Origin of the sequence: Sulfuriflexus mobilis (assembly GCF_003967195.1) — a bacterium.
In the GTDB taxonomy this organism is placed as follows: Bacteria; Pseudomonadota; Gammaproteobacteria; order AKS1; family AKS1; genus Sulfuriflexus; species Sulfuriflexus mobilis.
Window position 1 is genome coordinate 512,974 of record NZ_AP018725.1, and the last position, 17,644, is coordinate 530,617.

At 46.5% G+C, this 17,644-nt stretch carries 22 protein-coding genes; 18 read left to right on the forward strand and 4 right to left on the reverse strand.

The features are described 5' to 3' along the window. The first annotated feature begins 490 nt into the window (after positions 1-490). The 18 genes from EL386_RS02600 (at position 491) to EL386_RS02685 (ending at position 13,555) form a co-directional block, all read left to right on the forward strand. Positions 491-1,906 (forward strand): form I ribulose bisphosphate carboxylase large subunit, encoded by a 1,416-nt coding sequence (locus EL386_RS02600; protein ID WP_126453003.1) that lies wholly within the window; start codon positions 491-493, stop codon positions 1,904-1,906. Between the two features lie 63 nt (positions 1,907-1,969). Further along, positions 1,970-2,314: a ribulose bisphosphate carboxylase small subunit gene (locus EL386_RS02605; RefSeq protein WP_126453006.1), complete on the forward strand. Its 345-nt coding sequence runs from the start codon at positions 1,970-1,972 to the stop codon at positions 2,312-2,314. Beyond that, complete coding sequence (locus EL386_RS02610) at positions 2,298-4,667, forward strand: CsoS2 family carboxysome shell protein (protein ID WP_232020231.1); 2,370 nt, start codon at positions 2,298-2,300, stop codon at positions 4,665-4,667. Before EL386_RS02605 ends, EL386_RS02610 begins: the two co-directional genes overlap by 17 nt. A gap of 187 nt (positions 4,668-4,854) precedes the next feature. Continuing rightward, the gene (locus EL386_RS02615) at positions 4,855-6,258 is read left to right on the forward strand and encodes a carboxysome shell carbonic anhydrase (RefSeq protein ID WP_232020232.1); all 1,404 of its coding nucleotides are present in this window, start codon (positions 4,855-4,857) and stop codon (positions 6,256-6,258) included. Next, on the forward strand, positions 6,258-6,512 hold the full coding sequence (locus tag EL386_RS02620; RefSeq protein ID WP_126453013.1) for an alpha-carboxysome shell vertex protein CsoS4: 255 nt from the start codon (positions 6,258-6,260) through the stop codon (positions 6,510-6,512). The genes EL386_RS02615 and EL386_RS02620 overlap by 1 nt, the downstream gene beginning before the upstream one ends. 9 nt (positions 6,513-6,521) lie before the next feature. Beyond that, positions 6,522-6,788, forward strand: a complete 267-nt coding sequence (locus EL386_RS02625) for a carboxysome peptide B (RefSeq protein WP_126453016.1) — start codon at positions 6,522-6,524, stop codon at positions 6,786-6,788. 98 nt (positions 6,789-6,886) lie between these two features. Next, a complete protein-coding gene (locus EL386_RS02630) occupies positions 6,887-7,186 on the forward strand; it encodes an alpha-carboxysome major shell protein CsoS1 (RefSeq protein WP_126453019.1) in 300 nt (99 codons plus the stop codon). Between the two features lie 42 nt (positions 7,187-7,228). Beyond that, the gene (locus EL386_RS02635) at positions 7,229-7,522 is read left to right on the forward strand and encodes an alpha-carboxysome major shell protein CsoS1 (protein WP_126453022.1); all 294 of its coding nucleotides are present in this window, start codon (positions 7,229-7,231) and stop codon (positions 7,520-7,522) included. Positions 7,523-7,571: 49 nt separating this feature from the next. Beyond that, a complete protein-coding gene (locus EL386_RS02640; protein ID WP_126453024.1) occupies positions 7,572-7,889 on the forward strand; it encodes an alpha-carboxysome major shell protein CsoS1 in 318 nt (105 codons plus the stop codon). Between the two features lie 45 nt (positions 7,890-7,934). Continuing rightward, a complete protein-coding gene (locus EL386_RS02645; RefSeq protein ID WP_126453027.1) occupies positions 7,935-8,246 on the forward strand; it encodes an alpha-carboxysome major shell protein CsoS1 in 312 nt (103 codons plus the stop codon). Between the two features lie 33 nt (positions 8,247-8,279). Further along, positions 8,280-8,729, forward strand: coding sequence for a ferritin-like domain-containing protein (locus EL386_RS02650; RefSeq protein ID WP_126453030.1), 450 nt, complete (start codon positions 8,280-8,282; stop codon positions 8,727-8,729). Positions 8,730-8,768: 39 nt separating this feature from the next. After that, positions 8,769-9,029: a 4a-hydroxytetrahydrobiopterin dehydratase gene (locus EL386_RS02655; protein ID WP_126453032.1), complete on the forward strand. Its 261-nt coding sequence runs from the start codon at positions 8,769-8,771 to the stop codon at positions 9,027-9,029. Positions 9,030-9,041: 12 nt separating this feature from the next. Beyond that, positions 9,042-9,668, forward strand: a complete 627-nt coding sequence (gene parA / locus EL386_RS02660) for a ParA family partition ATPase (RefSeq protein WP_126453035.1) — start codon at positions 9,042-9,044, stop codon at positions 9,666-9,668. After that, positions 9,665-9,895 carry a hypothetical protein gene (locus tag EL386_RS02665; protein ID WP_126453038.1) on the forward strand — a complete coding sequence of 77 codons (231 nt, stop codon included), beginning with the start codon at positions 9,665-9,667 and terminating at the stop codon, positions 9,893-9,895. The genes parA and EL386_RS02665 overlap by 4 nt, the downstream gene beginning before the upstream one ends. Positions 9,896-10,019: 124 nt before the next feature. After that, positions 10,020-10,217, forward strand: a complete 198-nt coding sequence (locus EL386_RS02670) for a hypothetical protein (protein WP_126453041.1) — start codon at positions 10,020-10,022, stop codon at positions 10,215-10,217. Then, the gene (locus EL386_RS02675; protein ID WP_126453044.1) at positions 10,201-11,265 is read left to right on the forward strand and encodes a LysR family transcriptional regulator; all 1,065 of its coding nucleotides are present in this window, start codon (positions 10,201-10,203) and stop codon (positions 11,263-11,265) included. Before EL386_RS02670 ends, EL386_RS02675 begins: the two co-directional genes overlap by 17 nt. 249 nt (positions 11,266-11,514) lie before the next feature. Continuing rightward, entirely contained in the window at positions 11,515-13,209 is a 1,695-nt protein-coding gene (locus EL386_RS02680; RefSeq protein ID WP_126453047.1) for a SulP family inorganic anion transporter, read from the forward strand. 46 nt (positions 13,210-13,255) lie between these two features. Then, positions 13,256-13,555, forward strand: coding sequence for a RuBisCO small subunit-like domain-containing protein (locus EL386_RS02685; protein WP_126453050.1), 300 nt, complete (start codon positions 13,256-13,258; stop codon positions 13,553-13,555). A 111-nt stretch (positions 13,556-13,666) separates the two neighbouring features. On the opposite strand, the gene EL386_RS15570 is transcribed toward EL386_RS02685, so the two are convergent. From EL386_RS15570 to mltB, 4 genes are all read right to left on the reverse strand, one after another. After that, a complete protein-coding gene (locus EL386_RS15570) occupies positions 13,667-14,533 on the reverse strand; it encodes a D-amino acid aminotransferase (RefSeq protein ID WP_172597587.1) in 867 nt (288 codons plus the stop codon). Between the two features lie 3 nt (positions 14,534-14,536). Further along, positions 14,537-15,700 carry a D-alanyl-D-alanine carboxypeptidase family protein gene (locus tag EL386_RS15575; protein WP_172597588.1) on the reverse strand — a complete coding sequence of 388 codons (1,164 nt, stop codon included), beginning with the start codon at positions 15,698-15,700 and terminating at the stop codon, positions 14,537-14,539. Between the two features lie 77 nt (positions 15,701-15,777). Continuing rightward, positions 15,778-16,632: a septal ring lytic transglycosylase RlpA family protein gene (locus tag EL386_RS02695; RefSeq protein ID WP_126453053.1), complete on the reverse strand. Its 855-nt coding sequence runs from the start codon at positions 16,630-16,632 to the stop codon at positions 15,778-15,780. After that, on the reverse strand, positions 16,625-17,641 hold the full coding sequence (mltB, locus tag EL386_RS02700; protein ID WP_172597589.1) for a lytic murein transglycosylase B: 1,017 nt from the start codon (positions 17,639-17,641) through the stop codon (positions 16,625-16,627). The genes EL386_RS02695 and mltB overlap by 8 nt, the downstream gene beginning before the upstream one ends. Positions 17,642-17,644: the final 3 nt, after the last annotated feature.

Here is a 17,644-nt window from a genome sequence, read left to right on the forward strand (position 1 = left end):
TGTTAACAAATCAAGATTCACAAGGTAACGATATTGCTTCAGTAAGACTAATCAAATAATTATCATCAAAATATAGATAACTATCTATCAAACAAGATTGATATTTCAATTAGTCAGGTGGAGTCTATTACATTAACTTGGATGCTGATTAATGCATGATTAACTCTGAATAGGCATATAAATAATTTCACCAATGTTTTTACACTTAGTTCGAAGGCCTATGTGATGGACAAGAATTCAATTTAAAATCATTGCGCAAGTAGTCGAATTGCATGCCTGGCATGATAGTTATTTTTTATTCTTTTTATTTAATGCCACTATTTAACCCTTAATTGCATTGATTGAATTAACCGCAGCATACATAGATTAGAAACTATGGGTTATCAATAAAATATCGATTGGAACTACTTATAGACTTACGACTATGATTTACACATCTTTCATAAGTAAGCACTGAATCAACAAACAGCCAACTAAACAGGAGTTGAATATGTCATCAAAAGCCTATGAAGCGGGAGTAAAAGAATACCGCGAAAAATACTGGACGCCGGATTATGTTCCACTCGATACAGATCTTTTGGCTTGTTTCAAGGTCACAGGGCAGCCGGGTGTGCCAAATGAAGAAGTTGCCGCCGCGGTAGCCGCAGAAAGTTCGACCGGCACATGGAGTACGGTATGGTCAGAACTATTAACTGATCTGGAATTTTACAAAGGTCGCGCTTATCGCATTGAAGATGTGCCGGGAGACTCAGAGTCTTTCTACGCATTTGTTGCCTACCCACTTGATTTGTTTGAAGAAGGTTCAATCGTGAATGTATTGACTTCTTTGGTTGGCAACGTCTTTGGATTTAAAGCACTTAAACATCTGCGTCTTGAAGATATTCGCTTTCCAATTGCCTATATAAAAACTTGCGGTGGCCCGCCAGCAGGTATTCAGGTCGAACGTGATCGCTTGAACAAATACGGTCGCCCAATGTTGGGTGCGACAATCAAGCCTAAATTAGGTCTGTCAGCTAAAAACTACGGTCGTGCAGTATATGAATGTTTGCGCGGCGGTCTTGACCTGACTAAAGATGATGAAAATGTTAACTCTCAGCCATTCATGCGCTGGCGTGACCGTTTCGAGTTCGTTGCAGAAGCGATTGATAAAGCCCAACGCGAAACAGGTGAGCGTAAAGGTCACTACCTTAATGTTACTGCAGCAACGCCGGAAGATATGTATGAACGCGCTGAATTCGCCAAAGAAGTTGGTTGCCCAATCATCATGCATGACTTCTTGACGGGTGGTTTCACTGCTAACACAGGTCTGGCTAACTGGTGTCGTAAAAACGGCATGCTATTACACATTCACCGTGCGATGCATGCAGTAATCGATCGTCATCCTAAGCACGGTATTCACTTCCGCGTATTAGCTAAGTGTTTACGTCTGTCAGGTGGTGATCACCTGCACACAGGTACTGTTGTTGGTAAGTTAGAAGGTGATCGAAACTCTACATTAGGTTTCGTTGATCAATTACGTGAGTCATTTGTTCCTGAAGATCGTTCACGTGGTGTTTTCTTCGACCAGGACTGGGGCTCATTGCCAGGTGTATTCGCAGTTGCTTCTGGTGGTATCCATGTATGGCATATGCCTGCTTTGGTAACTATCTTCGGAGATGATTCTGTGCTGCAGTTTGGTGGTGGTACACAGGGACATCCATGGGGTAACGCAGCAGGTGCTGCAGCAAACCGTGTTGCACTTGAAGCATGTGTTAAAGCCCGTAATGAAGGGAGAAATCTTGAAGCAGAGTCTAAAGACATTATGACTAATGCAGCTCGTACCAGTCCTGAACTTGCAATGGCGATGGAAACCTGGAAAGAGATCAAGTTTGAGTTTGAAACAGTGGATAAATTGGACGTAGGTTAATAGCACTACGTGATTCACTACACCACTAGTTAACGAGATTTAAGATTACGAGGAACTATAACCATGGCAATAAATTACAACGAAGCTGATTATCAAACCACACCAACGCTGGAAACTTTTGGTTTCCTACCTAAGTTGACACCGGAAGAAATTCAGATGCAGGTAGCATACATCATAGCTAATGGCTGGACGCCCGCAATTGAGCATGAGCATCCAAGTCAGGCATCCGATCATTACTGGACGATGTGGAAACTTCCTTTATTTGGTGAAACCGATATTGGTCGTGTATTGGATGAACTGGACACTTGTGGCCGTACTTATCCTGATCACCATATCCGTTTAATCGGTTATGACAGTTACACCCAGAGTCAGGGTAGTGCCTTTGTTGTGCGTGAAGGCCGCGCATAACAAAGAAAGGCAAATATCTGTAAACATAAATGACGATGCAATGGGGTTAACAATGGCACAAACAGCAACGACAAATACTGCACGTGAAGCTTCATTGGCTCGACGTCGTGCTATGTCAACAACAGGCAAAGCGGCAATCACCCGTACGGCAGAAGGTGCAACAGCAGGATCGAATAGGGAACGTTCGATTTCCGCACCATCTCCTAGTCCGGTTAGCACAGGTTCGACTGCGCGAGCGGCTTCAAGGGAGCGCCGTAGGTTGATGTCGACAAATGGCAAAACCGGTATTAAGAGTCCGGATAGAATTCGTGACATAGCGGCTAAAGAAAATAAATCTGCCGCTGATGTTCTTGATCAGGTTGGTGCCGCTCAGTCTCAGGTAGCTGAGAATAAAACCGGATGTGGCTGTGGTTGTAATGGCTCAAAAGCAATGTGTGATTCGCAATCAAGTGCAGCATCAAATGCAGTGACGCCACAGATGCGTGCGAAGGCGAGTATTCGTAAAAACATCACACGTGGTACAGCACGTGCGGCATCATTGGCACGTCGTGAAGCGATGTCATCGCGTGGCAAAGCTGGAATCACTTCTGGGACTTCTGCAGCACAGTCAACACGTGCGGCAAACCCGAATTTGAGTAGTCGAGATCTGGCAAAAATATTGCGTGAACAACGCAGTCGTCAGGGTAAATCTGGCGAGAAAAAGTCGCAGCCCTGTGGACGCGTTCGCCCCAACGCTAAAACACAAAATGCTGCAGCAGAAGATGCTCCATGGAAAGTTGGTATGAGCGAAACTGCACAGGGTCAAACATTAACGGGAACGATGGTTGGTCGCAGTCAGCGCGTAACAGGTGATGAACCGAGTACCTGCCGTAGTATTACGGGTACAGAATACATGGGTGCCGATGTTTTTCGTGAATTTTGTCAAAGCGATGTAACACCATCGACTGCACGCAAAGTTAACGTAACAACAACCTCTCATGGTAACGCTGTTAGTGGTGACCGTGTAGGTCGCGGAAGGAACGTAACCGGCAATGAAGCGGGTACCTGTAAGAATGTTACCGGTGATGAATACACTAGTGCAGAACAGTCACAAGGTTACTGTGGTGAGTTTGCGAAAAAATCACCTCGTAAATTTTCTATGGCTGAAACAATGAAAGGTGAAGCCGTTACCGGTAATAACGTTGGGCGTTCAGAAAACGTAACCGGTGATGAATCTGGTATGAGTCGCTCTTTAACCGGAACGCAATACACAAAACCAGAAGAGATTGGTAATGTACCAGCTAAAGTGGGTGCGAGTACAACTTTACGCGGTGGTAGTGTCACTGGCAGCATGATTGGTCGACGTGAACGTATGACAGGTAATGAACCAGGTAGCTGTCGAAACGTGACGGGTGATGATTATGTTGGGCAAGAACAGTACAACGGTTTTTGCAATGCAAAGGCTGACGCTCCAACAGACCGGAAGGTAGGTGTTGCTATGACAGGTAAAGGTTTATCGGTAACTGGCACAATGACAGGTCGTGCTAATCAAGTGACGGGTAATGAGCCGGGTAGCTGTAAAGCGGTAACAGGCACACCATACGGTGGTGCGGAGCAGTCGGAAAATTTTTGCCGGGCTGAAGACGTAGCGATGGCGAGTGCACGCAACAGACAATTGAGAAGTACACCCGCCATGCCATTAACAGGGATTCAACCTGGTGTTGGTGGCGTGATGACAGGTGCAGATAAAGGTGCATGTGAACAAGTATCGGGTACACCTTACGTTGGTGCTGATCAGTTTGCTAATGCATGTCCATCAACACCGGCAACGACAGCAAGCCCTGATTTTCCACAAGCAATTGGTGGTGATTCGGTAGGGCAACAATTCAGCATAAGCACGCCATCAGGTGGTGCCGCAGCTGCAACGGGTTCAACCGGTATTACTGGAAAGCAAAATGCGCAAAGCCATATAACTGGTCCATTCGGTATGGCAACGGGCAAAGTAACGGGTACTGAAGATGCACGTTTTGGTAAAGGAAATGTTAATGCTGCTGAAATGCGACCTGAGCCTATTGCTCAAGTTGATGGCAGAGAAAAAACGCGTATATCAGGTGAAGGCCAGGATACGGGTTTAAATATTACCGGTGATGACTGGGGCCGAGGTAAGAATGTTACTGGCACTGAAGGTATGTCATCAACAAAACGTAATCCGACTATACGGGCGAGCAACTCAATGGCGGCCATGCAAGAAATGGCGGCAATTGCACAAAAGCGCAATGAAGAAATTGCGGTACCTAATAGCAAGGTTACCGGTGGTAGTGGTAATACGGATAAAGGATCTTTAATTACTTATTCTGGAGGTGCACGCGGATAATCGAGGAGTAGTCCGAGATTAATCACGACACACGATCATTATGTTGAATAGTCGCAGCAAGCAAAAAGCTTCACGCAGCTTGAACCGGAGATTGACCCCATTGGGTCGCCCTGGTGACAGAAGTACGAAGACTGCACATAAAGTAGAGTCCAGTCACTCTGCAAGTGTGTCAGTGAATGCTGCATACATGAAAATTTCGCATGGGCTAACCAATGCACCGGAAAATATGCAGTTATATGCATATGAAAGTAGTGTAAGAGAATCGTTTGATAACATTGTTCCAACGTTGAAACAAATTTCAGCATTGCAACATGAAGCAAATTTTGAGCAACAAGCGCAACAATTAGCGCGCACGCAACTTGGTTTTGAGTTGCCTGACTTGCTATTAAATAATGCCTGGGTGGACCAATTGGATATGCGCAGTTTGTTCGCATGGAGTGTGTTTGAAACTTACCATCGTTTTTGCGATGAGGTTTTCACACATGATCCACTTGGCCAGAACGGTAGTGATGCCAGCTTCCAGAGATTTATCCAGGAATGTGGTTTTCACATGGTTGATGTTTCACCTTGTGCAGATGGCCGTTTGGCGCATGTTATTCGCTATGTATTGCGCATGCCATACAAAGAAGTGCGACGCCGGTCTTATGCTGGGGCAATGTTTGATATTGAAGACAGTCTTGAAAAATGGGTTAAGACAGAATTGCTGCGTTTTCGTGAAGGTAAACCTAATACCCCAGATTCCGCGACACGTTATTTGAAGACAGTGGTTTATCACCACAGTTCTGTTGACCCAAATCATCAAGGTTGTGCAGCACATGGTTCTGATACATCAAAAGCAGCACAAGGTGGTTTAGAACGTTTAATGGCTTTCCAGCAAGCGGTACAAAACACACATTGCTGCGGCGCTTCTATCGATTGCTTGTTAATCGGCATGGACACAGATACAGATAGTATTCGCATTCATATGCCTGATGCGAATGGCAATATTGATTTAGAAAACCATGTTGACAGTTTAGAGGTGTTTGATGCGACCGCCAGCATGAATATGAATGATGCAGAGCAGTGGATAACAGATCATATTCAACAGAAAGGTGGTAACGCACTAACGTCGGGTATGGCACGTTTTATGTCATATCTAATGAAAAACAATATGTCACAAGTGGAATACGTGCGTAGTTACTACGGTGGTTGCTATAGCGACATAGGCCACGCTGAACGGTTTATTGGTGCGGGCATTGGTTTTGAAGAAATACAGTTACGTAACCTGACGTTTTTTTCTTACCTTAATACGGTTGAGGAAGCGGCTACAGATCTAGATGTCGGTATTAGCATATTTACCGGCTTAAATGTTTCGCAAGGACTGCCTGTGCCTATAGTTGTTCGTTACGACTATCACGGTAATGTACCTGGTGCACGTGAACGCGCCGAAGAGCATTGCCAGCGCGTTGCAGATGCATTGCATAACCGTTACAGCGAACTTACGGATCGAGGTATGTTGCACACATTACAAGTCGTACGTGACATTAATGGTGCCGGACAAATTGAGATACTTGATTGTTCAGTTAAAACAAAAGTTGCAGGTGGTCACTAATGAAAATCTGTCAAGTAATGAAACCATTAGTTTCAACTAATCGCATACCAGGTATGGAACATAAACACCTGCAAGTGGTTAAGGATGGTAGTTCAATTGCAGTTGCTGTTGATTCGGTTGGTTGTATACCGGGTGATTGGGTGATTTGTGTAGGTAGTTCAGCGGCACGTGAAGCCGCTGGTAGTAAAGACTATCCGAGTGATTTTACTATTGTCGGCATTATTGATCACTGGGATCCGGATGCTTCGGTATAGGCGATAACGATGGAAATAATGCAGGTTGAAAAACCATTGGTATGTACTCGTCGTGTCGATGGATTAAGAGATATTAGTTTGCGTGTGTTGAGAGACCGCGCAGGTAAACAAGTGGTAGCGGTAGACCCTGTGGGTGCCAGAGAAGGTAACTGGGTGTTCACGGCAAGTGGGTCTGCGGCGAGATATGCGGCATGTGACTTTCGGATTTTAACTGACCTGACTGTCGCAGGCATTATAGATTTTTGGGATGCTGATTTCGATCAGCAAACCAAATAACAGCTACAACAGTTCTGGTTTTAATGCCTGGCAGATGTGGCTTAATTTAAATTTGAAACAATAAGGTCTACGACTTTAAAAATCAGGAGTGTATTAAGATGGCTAATGACAACTATGGTATTGCCTTAGGTATGATTGAAACGCGCGGACTCGTTCCTGCCATTGAAGCAGCTGATGCGATGACTAAGGCGGCAGAAGTACGCATGATAGGGCGTGAATTTGTTGGCGGCGGCTATGTAACAGTATTAGTTCGTGGCGAAACGGGTGCGGTTAACGCTGCAGTACGTGCTGGCGCTGATGCTTGTGAACGTGTTGGGGACGGCCTGGTGGCGGCACACATTATTGCTCGTCCACACAATGAAGTTGAAGCTGTTTTACCCACAGGTAAAGAAGCTTAAGCTAGTTTTATTGTTTCATTAACTTTATAGGAGAAACAGGCCATGGCCAATGATAATTACGGCATCGCTCTAGGTATGATTGAAACGCGTGGACTCGTTCCTGCCATCGAAGCAGCTGATGCGATGACTAAAGCGGCAGAAGTACGCATGATAGGGCGTGAATTTGTTGGCGGCGGCTATGTAACAGTATTGGTTCGTGGCGAAACGGGCGCGGTTAACGCTGCAGTACGTGCTGGCGCAGATGCTTGTGAACGTGTTGGTGACGGCCTGGTGGCGGCACACATTATAGCTCGTCCACACAAAGAGGTTGAACCTGTTTTACCCACAGGTAAATAAGCTTTAGTTAGTGTAATTTACCCTTTTAAACTTATAGGAGATACAGATCATGGCCAATGATAATTACGGCATTGCTCTAGGTATGATTGAAACGCGCGGATTAGTTCCTGCCATTGAAGCAGCTGATGCGATGACTAAAGCAGCAGAAGTACGCATGATAGGGCGTGAATTTGTTGGTGGCGGTTATGTAACAGTATTGGTTCGTGGCGAAACGGGTGCGGTTAACGCTGCAGTACGCGCTGGCGCTGATGCATGTGAACGTGTTGGTGACGGCCTGGTTGCGGCGCACATTATTGCTCGTCCACACAAAGAAGTTGAACCTGTTCTACCAACTGGCAGCACTGCTGATACAGCTGATGCAGCCTAAAGGCACAGGCATTAGTGATAATTGAATTAACAGGAGAATAAAACCATGGCTAACGAAAACTATGGCATTGCCCTGGGCATGATTGAAACGCGCGGACTAGTTCCTGCCATTGAAGCAGCTGATGCGATGACTAAAGCGGCAGAAGTAAGTCTTGTAGGACGTGAATTTGTTGGCGGCGGCTACGTTACAGTGCTCGTTCGTGGCGAAACGGGTGCGGTTAACGCTGCAGTACGTGCTGGCGCTGATGCATGTGAACGCGTTGGTGATGGTCTGGTTGCAGCGCACATTATTGCACGTCCACACAATGAAGTTGAAGGTGTGATTGGCGAAACAGATAATGGTGCATCAGCTAGATAATGACTGGTTTTTGACTAAAAAGATTACGTAACCATGTTTCATATTAACACTGATGAACGCGTATTAGGCTACCTCGGTCGGGCCCTGAGCCTCGAGCTCTCTGCAGTACAGCTTTACAGTACGCAGTCAATGCTTGTTGCTTCTTGGGGTTTGACCGATGTTGCCGATAAACTTCGCGCAGAATCTCGTGAAGAAATGGGCCATGCTGAACGTATCATTAGTCGAATGCTTGCTCTTGGTGTGGCACCTAATGCTTCACAATTGCGTCCGGTTCGACTTGGACGAAACCTGCAAGAGTTATTGCAATATGACTATGCATTTGAGAATGAACTTATAAGTTTATACGATGATGCAACGCGTCATTGTGTAAGTGTTGCTGATTCTGATAACAGGCTGTTTTTTGAAGCGCTTCTTAATGAAGAGAAAGCACATGCAGCTGATTTAACGCAATGGATTCAGGAAGTAAAATCAACTGAAACATAAACATCCACCAAAAATGTCACTTGTTAATGGAGGTGTAAAATGAGCGATCAATGGCAAGAACGTAATAAACCTGCTCGTCTTGAACAGCGATACCTATTCCAGGATTACAGCACGCTGCGTGATTTTCTTGAACGTGCAGCCGGATTGTCAGAGCGTGAAAATTTATTTCCGGATATGGGCTTTGGTAAAGATTATGTCAATATCACCATTTATGCTGATGGAGATAATGAAAAACTAAGTGATAATCATCATCGTTTTGCACAAGAACTCGATAAGCTGTTTAACGTAAAAGAAAACTGAGGCTAGTGAACGATGCCCATTATTGCCCTAGTAGGCAACAAGGGTGGCGCAGGCAAGACCACCTTATCGGTTAATCTTGCCTCAGCGCTAGCAAGACAAACCAGTATCGCTGTGGTTGATGCCGATCCTCAAGGTTCGGCCTTACAATGGCGAGCGTTTGCCGAAAACGACAATGCAATACCCATATATGAAGGTGATGAACAGCTCGAGCAGCAGGCGAGAGATTTGTTACGCGAGTATACGTATGTGTTATTTGATTGCCCTCCTTCGGTACATGCGCCACAGATGAAATCAGTATTGAGTTTCTGTGATCTGGCACTGATACCGGTGCAACCTTCACCCGTGGATCTGTGGGCCACGGTACATATTGAAGATGCTGTCAATCAGGCACTGAAAACGAACACTACGTTGCGGGCCTTGTTGATCATTAATCAATTGGAAACACGAACGACCCTGTCACGATTGGCACGCGATGCCTTATCGGAGATAGGGTTACCCATAGCCAAAACGGCATTGCGACGGCGCGCAATCTATCGAAGCAGTGCGCTAGAAGGCAAGAGTGTATTTGATATGGGGCGACGTGGCGCAGATGCTGCTGACGAACTCGAGCAACTGATCCAGGAGGTACTGGCAGAATGACAACTAATGACAAAACCAGACAAAAACTAGTGGATTCCATGCGTAAGACCAAGGTGTCTGCGACTAAAAAAACAAAGGTCGCAGTTTCCAAGGATACAAGCAATACGCCGGATGGAAATTCACAAACTAAAAATGCGAATAAAATAAAAAAGAAGATGGTGGTAAAAGCAAACAGTCATATGTTAGTTGACCCCTATCGATCTAGAGGGCGCATCTGGCCGGATTGACTTGCTGGGATACATCGATGATTATCAATATATTATCATTAAAATATCGATTGGTATTGAAGTCATAGCCGCTCCACACTAGTCATTACTTGTTTAGTAAGTATAGTGATGGAGAAACATTGGCATGGGTATCATTGAGTTATTATTCTCGTTATACACGACCGATTTCACCGTTCCATCACAAATGGAAATAGACGCAGCCATGAAGCATGCTCAAGAATGTAAAGCAGCCAAAGAGCCGGATGATAGTTGCTTAAACAGTTACCAGAAATATCTTAAGACGAGAGATGAAATGGAATCAGGCTATGTCTACTATCAATGATAGCAGCTATACACCACCGGGAGCAATGCCGGATCATCTTATTCGTTATGCAACATTTCGCCAGTTTCAGGTGTTTGAAGCGATTTATCGCCTAGGTAGTTTTACCCGTGCGGCCGAAGAACTCTTTTTGACGCAACCGACGGTTTCAATGCAGATAAAAAAATTATCAGACGCAATAGGCTTGCCATTATTTGAGCATGTCGGTCGAAATGTTGAACCAACAGAAGCCGGCAAGGAATTGTATGTTGCCTGTCGTAACATGTTTGAAACACTGTCGAACTTGGAAATGAAAATTTCTGATATGCAAGGCTTGAAACGTGGCCGTTTGCGTATGGGCGTTATTACCACAGCAAAATATCTGGCTCCTGAAATGTTGGGTGAGTTCAGCCAGATCTATCCAGGTATAGAGCTTTCCTTAAAGGTTACCAACCGTGAAAACATTATACGTCGCATACGTGCTAATGAAGATGATCTGTATATCATGGGTCAGGCACCAGAAGGTGATGTTGAGGTGGAAGCATTTTCCTTTGCGCCTAATCCACTTGTTGTGATGGCACCGCGTAATCATCCGCTGGTGGGTAAGAAAAATATTAGTTTGGAAGAAATCGCCAAGGAACCATTCATTATTCGCGAACCAGGATCAGGAATTCGTGATGCTATGTTTAAAGCGTTTGATGAAATAGGGACGCGTCCTAGAATACGGATGGAACTGGGTAATAATGAAGCCATCAAACATGCTATTGCAGGTGGTCTGGGATTGTCTGTCTTATCATTTCATACATTGTCACTCGAAGGTGTTGATGGTCCCGTTGCCATTCTCGACGTAAAAGGATTTCCTATCTTACGTGACTGGTATATCGTTTATCCAAAAGGGAAAGAATTATCATTGGTTGCGCAAACATTTTTAGACTTTGTTATCGGTTCTGAGCCAGCGATCCGAGAACGCATGCAAAAAATGTGGCCTAAATTAGAAAGCATTTTAAACGAAAAACAAAAGATCACGTCAAGCAAGAAAAATTCTAACAAGAAAAAGCTTAGCAAGAAATAAACAGCTAAAAAGTAAAAATTACAACCACTTCTATTTGGTGTCTATCTACAACTCCCATCAATAATATCGATGAATAAATATCGTTTAATTTGATCTCTGTAAATATAGTTAAACCTCTTCTTATTGGTAGCTAGCTATAGTATCCATCATTAATATCAATGAGTAATTTATTTTACTCAGATGCATAATATTAAATCGATTTACTCTTGTTATTCTCCGAGTAATTTTATTTTGCAGAGACCGTAAGATATGCAAGTGTTAAATGAAATTAATTTAAGACATAAACGCGGGGATATTTTTGGCGGAGTGACAGCGGCCGTGATTGCTTTACCTATGGCGCTTGCTTTTGGTGTTGCATCAGGTGCTGGTGCTGAATCCGGTTTATATGGTGCAATTCTTGTCGGCTTATTCGCGGCCTTATTCGGTGGCTCACCCACATTGATCTCAGAGCCAACCGGTCCAATGACGGTTGTCTTCACCGCCGTCATCGCAAAGCTTATTGCTTCAGACCCGGTAAATGGAATGGCAATGGCCTTTACTGTCGTAATAATGGCAGGCCTGTTTCAAATTTTGTTTGGTGTAATGAAATTAGGTAAATATGTAACCCTGATGCCTTATACCGTTGTATCCGGTTTTATGTCAGGCATTGGTATCATTCTTATCATCTTACAGATTGGGCCTTTGCTTGGGCAACCTTCGCCAAGTGGTGGTGTCATTGCCGTAATAGAAAATTTACCAACACTGCTTTCTGGTATACAAGCTAACGAAACAATTTTAGCCATATTAACACTGGCGATTCTTTTTCTTATACCAAAGAGTCTTAAACAATATCTTCCTCCTCCATTAGTTGCGTTGGTTGTTTGTACATTGATATCAGTGGTCTTCCTAAGTTCGACAGATATACGACGCATTGGTGAAATACCTACAGGATTGCCTGATCTACAGCTGCCTGTGTTTAGCCCTGAACAGTGGCAAGTAATGTTAATAGATGCCATTGTATTAGGTATGCTGGGATGCATTGATGCCTTACTTACTTCAGTTATTGCCGACAGCATTACTCGCAAACGGCATAATTCAGATAAGGAGTTAGTCGGCCAGGGTATAGGTAATATCATGTCTGGATTATTTGGTGGTTTACCGGGTGCCGGTGCGACCATGGGGACAGTTGTCAGTATTCAGGCTGGGGCACGAACTGCTTTATCAGGTCTTATAAGAGCAGGAATATTACTCATAGTGATCTTATGGGCGGCTGATTTAACTTCCGTAATACCCTTGGCGGTATTAGCCGGTATCGCGTTAAAAGTGGGCATTGATATTATTGACTGGAGCTTTCTTAAACGTGCGCATCTTATTTCTGGAAAAGGTGCATTGATTACATACGGTGTAATACTATTGACAGTTTTTGTTGATCTGATTGCAGCAGTAGGTATTGGATTATTTGTTGCCAATGTTATGACAATTACAAAACTATCCGAGTTGCAGGAAAACGATGTTAAAGCGGTCACCGATCCTGATAATACAGATTTGGACTTATCATCACGCGAAAAAGAAATATTAAGAGATGCTAAAGGTAAAATTCTGTTGTTGTATTTACGTGGAACAATGATTTTTGGTAGCTCGAGAGCGATTACCCGTAAAAATTCACAAATTGGTGGTTGCCATACGCTTGTTGTCGATATTACTGATGTTAAACATCTTGGTGTTTCGGCAGCTTTAGCTCTTGAAGAATCTATTCTTGAAATGATTAATGCCGGGCGTTCGGTTTATATCGTTACGACTAAAGAACAAGCTCTAGAACGACTTGGTAAGCTGGATGTTCTTAAATATATACCTGAAGAGAATATTATTATGGGCAGACAGGCTGCGCTGGAACGTATTAGTACAAAGCAGTTAGAGAGGTTACATACGAATTATGATGAAAATGTGTCTGTAGCCAGTGTCTGATTAAGTAAAGCACTCAAAATAGTAAATAAGGAAAGGGGAATATTTTATGTTAATGCCCAATCGGCTTTATCCTCATTTGTCTTATGAAATTATAACTGATGTTGCACAGGTTATTGATAATCATCTTAGAAATGATTGGGTTATCAGGATCGAATATACAGAAGAAGTTGAATATTTAAATACAAGTTGGCATCAATGGGGTGAAGCGTTCTTTAATATTACTGACATTTCTGCTGTGATCGATTGCATTCGTTCTTGTCATATGAATAACCAACTTTGCGCGATACGTTTGCATGCAGAGAAATTTCACCCCAGAAGCATTTTCTATTTTTGCGTTTGTCAATGATAATGAAATACGAAGGGATTCTAAGGTAAAAAATAATAGGTTTTTTTAAAATTTAAAAGCTCTTGCGGTTACTACTTACTGATAGTAAAGCTGATAAGATCCACACAATCTTTATTGTGCAATACCCTGGCGGAGTTTGTCTTTGTATTGTTGGTATCGATCCAGCATGTCACGCCAGACCGGCCCCGGTTTGCCATTACCAACAGCCTGACCATCGAGATGCGTCACCGGCAGGATCTCCTTGGTGGAACTGGTCACCCAAATCTCGTCGGCCTCGCGCAGCATCTGCATGCTGATATCGGCCTCCTCGCAATCCAGGCCGTTATCGGCGGCGATCTCGAGTATCAGGTCACGGGTGATCCCGGGTAACAGGCATTCGTCTTTGCGCGGTGTGATGATGCGGCCGTTGTGAACAATAAAGACGTTACTCGCCGCGCCCTCGGTGACCTGATCATCGCGGTAGAGGATGGCCTCGGCGGCCCCGGCCTCGCGTGCGACCTGGCGCATCAGGGTATTAGGTAGTAGGGCGATCGACTTGATGTGGCAGTAACGCCAGCGGATGTCATCGTGGCTGATGGCTGCGATGCCGTTTTCCAGTTGCTCATCCGGCACAGGTGACATCGGTGTCGCCATGACGAATACGGTTTGTTTGACCTCATCGGGAAACACGTGATCGCGTTTTGCGGCACCGCGAGTGACCTGTAAATAGATCGACAAATCGCCGTTGTTCTCGCTGTTGCGCTTGACGATCTCCTCCAGCACCTGGCCCCATTGCAGGCGGTCGAGTGGATTGGCCAGGCGGATGCCGGCCAGGCTGTTATCGAGGCGTTGCAGGTGCTGCTCGAGGCGGAGCAGGCGTCCGCCGTAGGCCGGGATCACTTCATAGACGCCATCAGCAAAGACAAAACCACGGTCCAGGACCGAGACCCGTGCCTCGTCGGCAGGCAGGTACTCGCCGTTTAAATAGACAATAGCCATAGATCAGGAAAACAGGCCCTTGAGGAATAGTGTGATGGCGTCGATAAGACGTTTCCACCAACCACCCTCTTTTACCTCATGCAGGGCAAGCAGTTCCCGGCTGGCAATGACCTTGTCATTCAGGCTGATATCAACGGTGCCGAGGGCAGCATGTTTGATAACCGGGGCCTCGATAAGGGAGGCATAGCTGATGCTGGGCTTGAGTTTCTGATAGCTGCCGCGCGGTACGGTGATGAACAGGTCCTCTTGCAGACCGAGTGCCAGTGTATCCTCCCGGCCCTTCCAGACCTTGGCTTCACTGAGTGTCTTGCCACCTTCATAGAGGCGATGGGTGCGATAAAAGCGGAAGCCGTAATTGAGCAGTTTTTTTGATTCCTGTTCGCGGGCACGTTCACTGCTTGCGCCGAGTACCACGGATATCAGGCGCATATCCTCACGCAAGGCCGAGGCGACGAGGCAAAAACCGGCGGATTCGGTGTGGCCTGTCTTGATGCCATCAACGCTCTCATCATGCCAGAGCAACTTGTTGCGATTGTACTGGGTGATGTTGTTATAGGTGAATTTCTTATCCGAGTACCATTTGTAATGATCGGGAAAGTCACGGATCAGGGCACGGGCCAGTTTGGCCAGGTCATGCGGGGTAGTGAAGTGTTCTTTATCGGGCAGACCGGTACTGTTAACAAAGTGCGAGGCTGTCATGCCCAGGCGCACGGCATACTGGTTCATGAGCGATGCGAAGGTTTCTTCACTGCCGGCGACATGTTCAGCAATAGCGACCGTGGCATCGTTACCGGACTGGATAATAATACCCTTGAGCAGGTCTTCGACGCTGACTTGCGTATTGACCTCAACGAACATCCGCGAGCCCGGCATGCGCCAGGCCTTGTTACTGATGGTGACCTTGTCTTCGAGGCTGATATTACCGGCGCGTAGCTCATGGGCGACCACGTAGGTAGTCATCATCTTCGTCAGGCTGGCCGGTTCCATCTGCTGGTCGCCATTTTCCTCGGCGATGATCTGACCACTATTGAAGTCCTGTAGCACATAGCCCTTGGCGGCGAGTTGCGGCGCGGCTGGCACAGCCTGCGGGGCGGCGCTCAACAGGGACGCGCAGAGGATGAGAAAAATGGCGGTAATTGCTTGAAAACGGGTTTGTGAACGCATCATAGAATTAGTCGGGTTATCCAATATAGACACCACCATTGTAGCCGCTTGCAGTGGCTGTGGCCAATATGGGCCGGAGATCAGTCGCTGACGACGTGGCTATTGTGAATACCGAGCGAGACGAGTTTACCCACCAGCTGGTCAGCGGAGTTGGTATCAAGGATCGGTCCGAGGCGTACCCGGTAGACGGTATTGCCATTCTGTTCGACCGGACTGATCTGGGTGTTGCCAAAGGCGGCATCGAGCAGCTTGTGGCGCAGGCGTTCAGCATTGTCACGACTGAGAAAGGCGCCGACCTGCAGGTACATGCTGATGGCCTTGTCTGCCGTTTCGTCATTGGCTTCATTGGCCTCGTGCGGCGGTGTTTCGTCACGTGCAGCGAGAACTGTCTCGGTATCCGGCGTTGGCTGGCTGGGGTCTATAGCGCGTATCTCCACAAAACCGGTGCCTTTGCCGAGGATGCCGAGGCGGTGGGCAGCGGCGTAGGAGAGGTCGATGATACGATTGTTGTGGAAGGGACCACGGTCATTAACCTTGACGATGACCTTGCGGCCATTGTTCAGATTGGTAACCTCTACATAAGTGGGTAAGGGCAGGGACTTATGCGCGGCGGTCATGGCATACATGTCATAACGCTCGCCGCTTGATGTCTTGCGGCCATGAAACTTGGTGCCATACCAGGAGGCGATGCCCTTTTTGGTATAGCCGGCGCTGTCTTGCATGACATGGTAACGTTTGCCGAAGACTTTATAGGAGGCCGGGTTACCATAACGACTAGGTGCCTCCTCACGTGGTATGGCATCGGGTACGTTGGACAGGTCACGGTATCCACTTGGTGCGCTATCCTCTTCATCAAAGAGGTAGCTGCTGCCACCGCAGGCGTTCAGGCCGGCACAAGCCAGTAGGAGGACGATTTTTCTCAAAGGCTTAACCATGTGAATCAGCCTGTTTCATTTCGTCGCGGCGTGCGCGAATGGCTTCCGATAATTGGTAAACGGCCATGGCATACAGGGCGCTGTGATTATAACGGGTAATGGTATAGAAATTATCCAGTCCCAACCAGTGTTCCAGACCCTCATCACCTTCCAGATTGATCATCGCCGCCTGTTGCTGGTCGTCGAGTGTTACGAGGATATCCCCGATGCCCTGTTGACGGAGTTCGCTCAGTGCATGCGAGGGTTTGAGGTCATCTTCGCTGAGCAGGGCCTTGTTAGTGACCGCACTGACATCAACGCGCTGGGTTACGTGTTCACCGCTCTTCCAGCCATGCATCTTGAAATAGTTGGCGACACTGCCAATCGCATCGGCGGCATCGTTCCAGATATCGCGTCGACCATCAGCATTAAAATCCACCGCGTAATGACGATAGCTGCTGGAGATAAACTGTGGCTGGCCCATGGCGCCGGCATAGGAGCCGAGCAGACTCATCGGGTCGACTTTTTCCTCGCGGGTCATGAGCAGGTAGTGTTCCAGCTCACTGCGGAAGAACTTGCTGCGTGGTGGGTAGTCGAAGGCCAGGGTCGAGAGGGCATCGATGACCCGGAAGCTGCCCTTGTGGCGACCGTAACGGGTCTCGACGCCAATGATGGCGACGATCACGGCCGGGTCCACGCCGTATTCCTGTTCGGCTCGCTGTAACAGTTCGGCATGGCGGTCCCAGAATTCTATACCGCCCTCGATGCGTGACTCGGTGAGAAAGATCGGTCGATAGTCCTTCCAGGCCTTTTTCTCTGCCGGTCGCGAAATGGCCTTGATAATGGAGGGTTTGATCCTGGTATCGGCGAACCAGCGCTGCAGGTCCTGCTCGGCAAAATCATGGCGGTCGCGCATTTCCTTGATAAAGGCCTGTACCTCACTGCGCTCGGTAATCGCCGCTGCCTGCATGGGCGGGCTGAGCAGGCCAAACAGGGCCAATGAGAAGATTATTTTCTGGTGTAGTGACATGGG

Bases quoted from the DNA above. Each gene is read 5' to 3' on its own strand.
- EL386_RS02685 (WP_126453050.1), top strand. From the start codon at position 13,256: ATGTTAATGCCCAATCGGCTTTATCCTCATTTGTCTTATGAAATTATA.
- mltB (WP_172597589.1), bottom strand. From the start codon at position 17,641: ATGTCACTACACCAGAAAATAATCTTCTCATTGGCCCTGTTTGGCCTG.
- EL386_RS02645 (WP_126453027.1), top strand. From the start codon at position 7,935: ATGGCTAACGAAAACTATGGCATTGCCCTGGGCATGATTGAAACGCGC.
- EL386_RS02670 (WP_126453041.1), top strand. From the start codon at position 10,020: ATGGGTATCATTGAGTTATTATTCTCGTTATACACGACCGATTTCACC.
- EL386_RS02680 (WP_126453047.1), top strand. From the start codon at position 11,515: ATGCAAGTGTTAAATGAAATTAATTTAAGACATAAACGCGGGGATATT.
- EL386_RS15570 (WP_172597587.1), bottom strand. From the start codon at position 14,533: ATGGCTATTGTCTATTTAAACGGCGAGTACCTGCCTGCCGACGAGGCA.
- EL386_RS02605 (WP_126453006.1), top strand. From the start codon at position 1,970: ATGGCAATAAATTACAACGAAGCTGATTATCAAACCACACCAACGCTG.
- EL386_RS02625 (WP_126453016.1), top strand. From the start codon at position 6,522: ATGGAAATAATGCAGGTTGAAAAACCATTGGTATGTACTCGTCGTGTC.
- EL386_RS02640 (WP_126453024.1), top strand. From the start codon at position 7,572: ATGGCCAATGATAATTACGGCATTGCTCTAGGTATGATTGAAACGCGC.
- EL386_RS02655 (WP_126453032.1), top strand. From the start codon at position 8,769: ATGAGCGATCAATGGCAAGAACGTAATAAACCTGCTCGTCTTGAACAG.
- EL386_RS02695 (WP_126453053.1), bottom strand. From the start codon at position 16,632: ATGGTTAAGCCTTTGAGAAAAATCGTCCTCCTACTGGCTTGTGCCGGC.
- EL386_RS15575 (WP_172597588.1), bottom strand. From the start codon at position 15,700: ATGATGCGTTCACAAACCCGTTTTCAAGCAATTACCGCCATTTTTCTC.
- EL386_RS02635 (WP_126453022.1), top strand. From the start codon at position 7,229: ATGGCCAATGATAATTACGGCATCGCTCTAGGTATGATTGAAACGCGT.
- EL386_RS02650 (WP_126453030.1), top strand. From the start codon at position 8,280: ATGTTTCATATTAACACTGATGAACGCGTATTAGGCTACCTCGGTCGG.
- EL386_RS02620 (WP_126453013.1), top strand. From the start codon at position 6,258: ATGAAAATCTGTCAAGTAATGAAACCATTAGTTTCAACTAATCGCATA.
- EL386_RS02665 (WP_126453038.1), top strand. From the start codon at position 9,665: ATGACAACTAATGACAAAACCAGACAAAAACTAGTGGATTCCATGCGT.
- parA (WP_126453035.1), top strand. From the start codon at position 9,042: ATGCCCATTATTGCCCTAGTAGGCAACAAGGGTGGCGCAGGCAAGACC.
- EL386_RS02600 (WP_126453003.1), top strand. From the start codon at position 491: ATGTCATCAAAAGCCTATGAAGCGGGAGTAAAAGAATACCGCGAAAAA.
- EL386_RS02675 (WP_126453044.1), top strand. From the start codon at position 10,201: ATGTCTACTATCAATGATAGCAGCTATACACCACCGGGAGCAATGCCG.
- EL386_RS02615 (WP_232020232.1), top strand. From the start codon at position 4,855: ATGAAAATTTCGCATGGGCTAACCAATGCACCGGAAAATATGCAGTTA.
- EL386_RS02630 (WP_126453019.1), top strand. From the start codon at position 6,887: ATGGCTAATGACAACTATGGTATTGCCTTAGGTATGATTGAAACGCGC.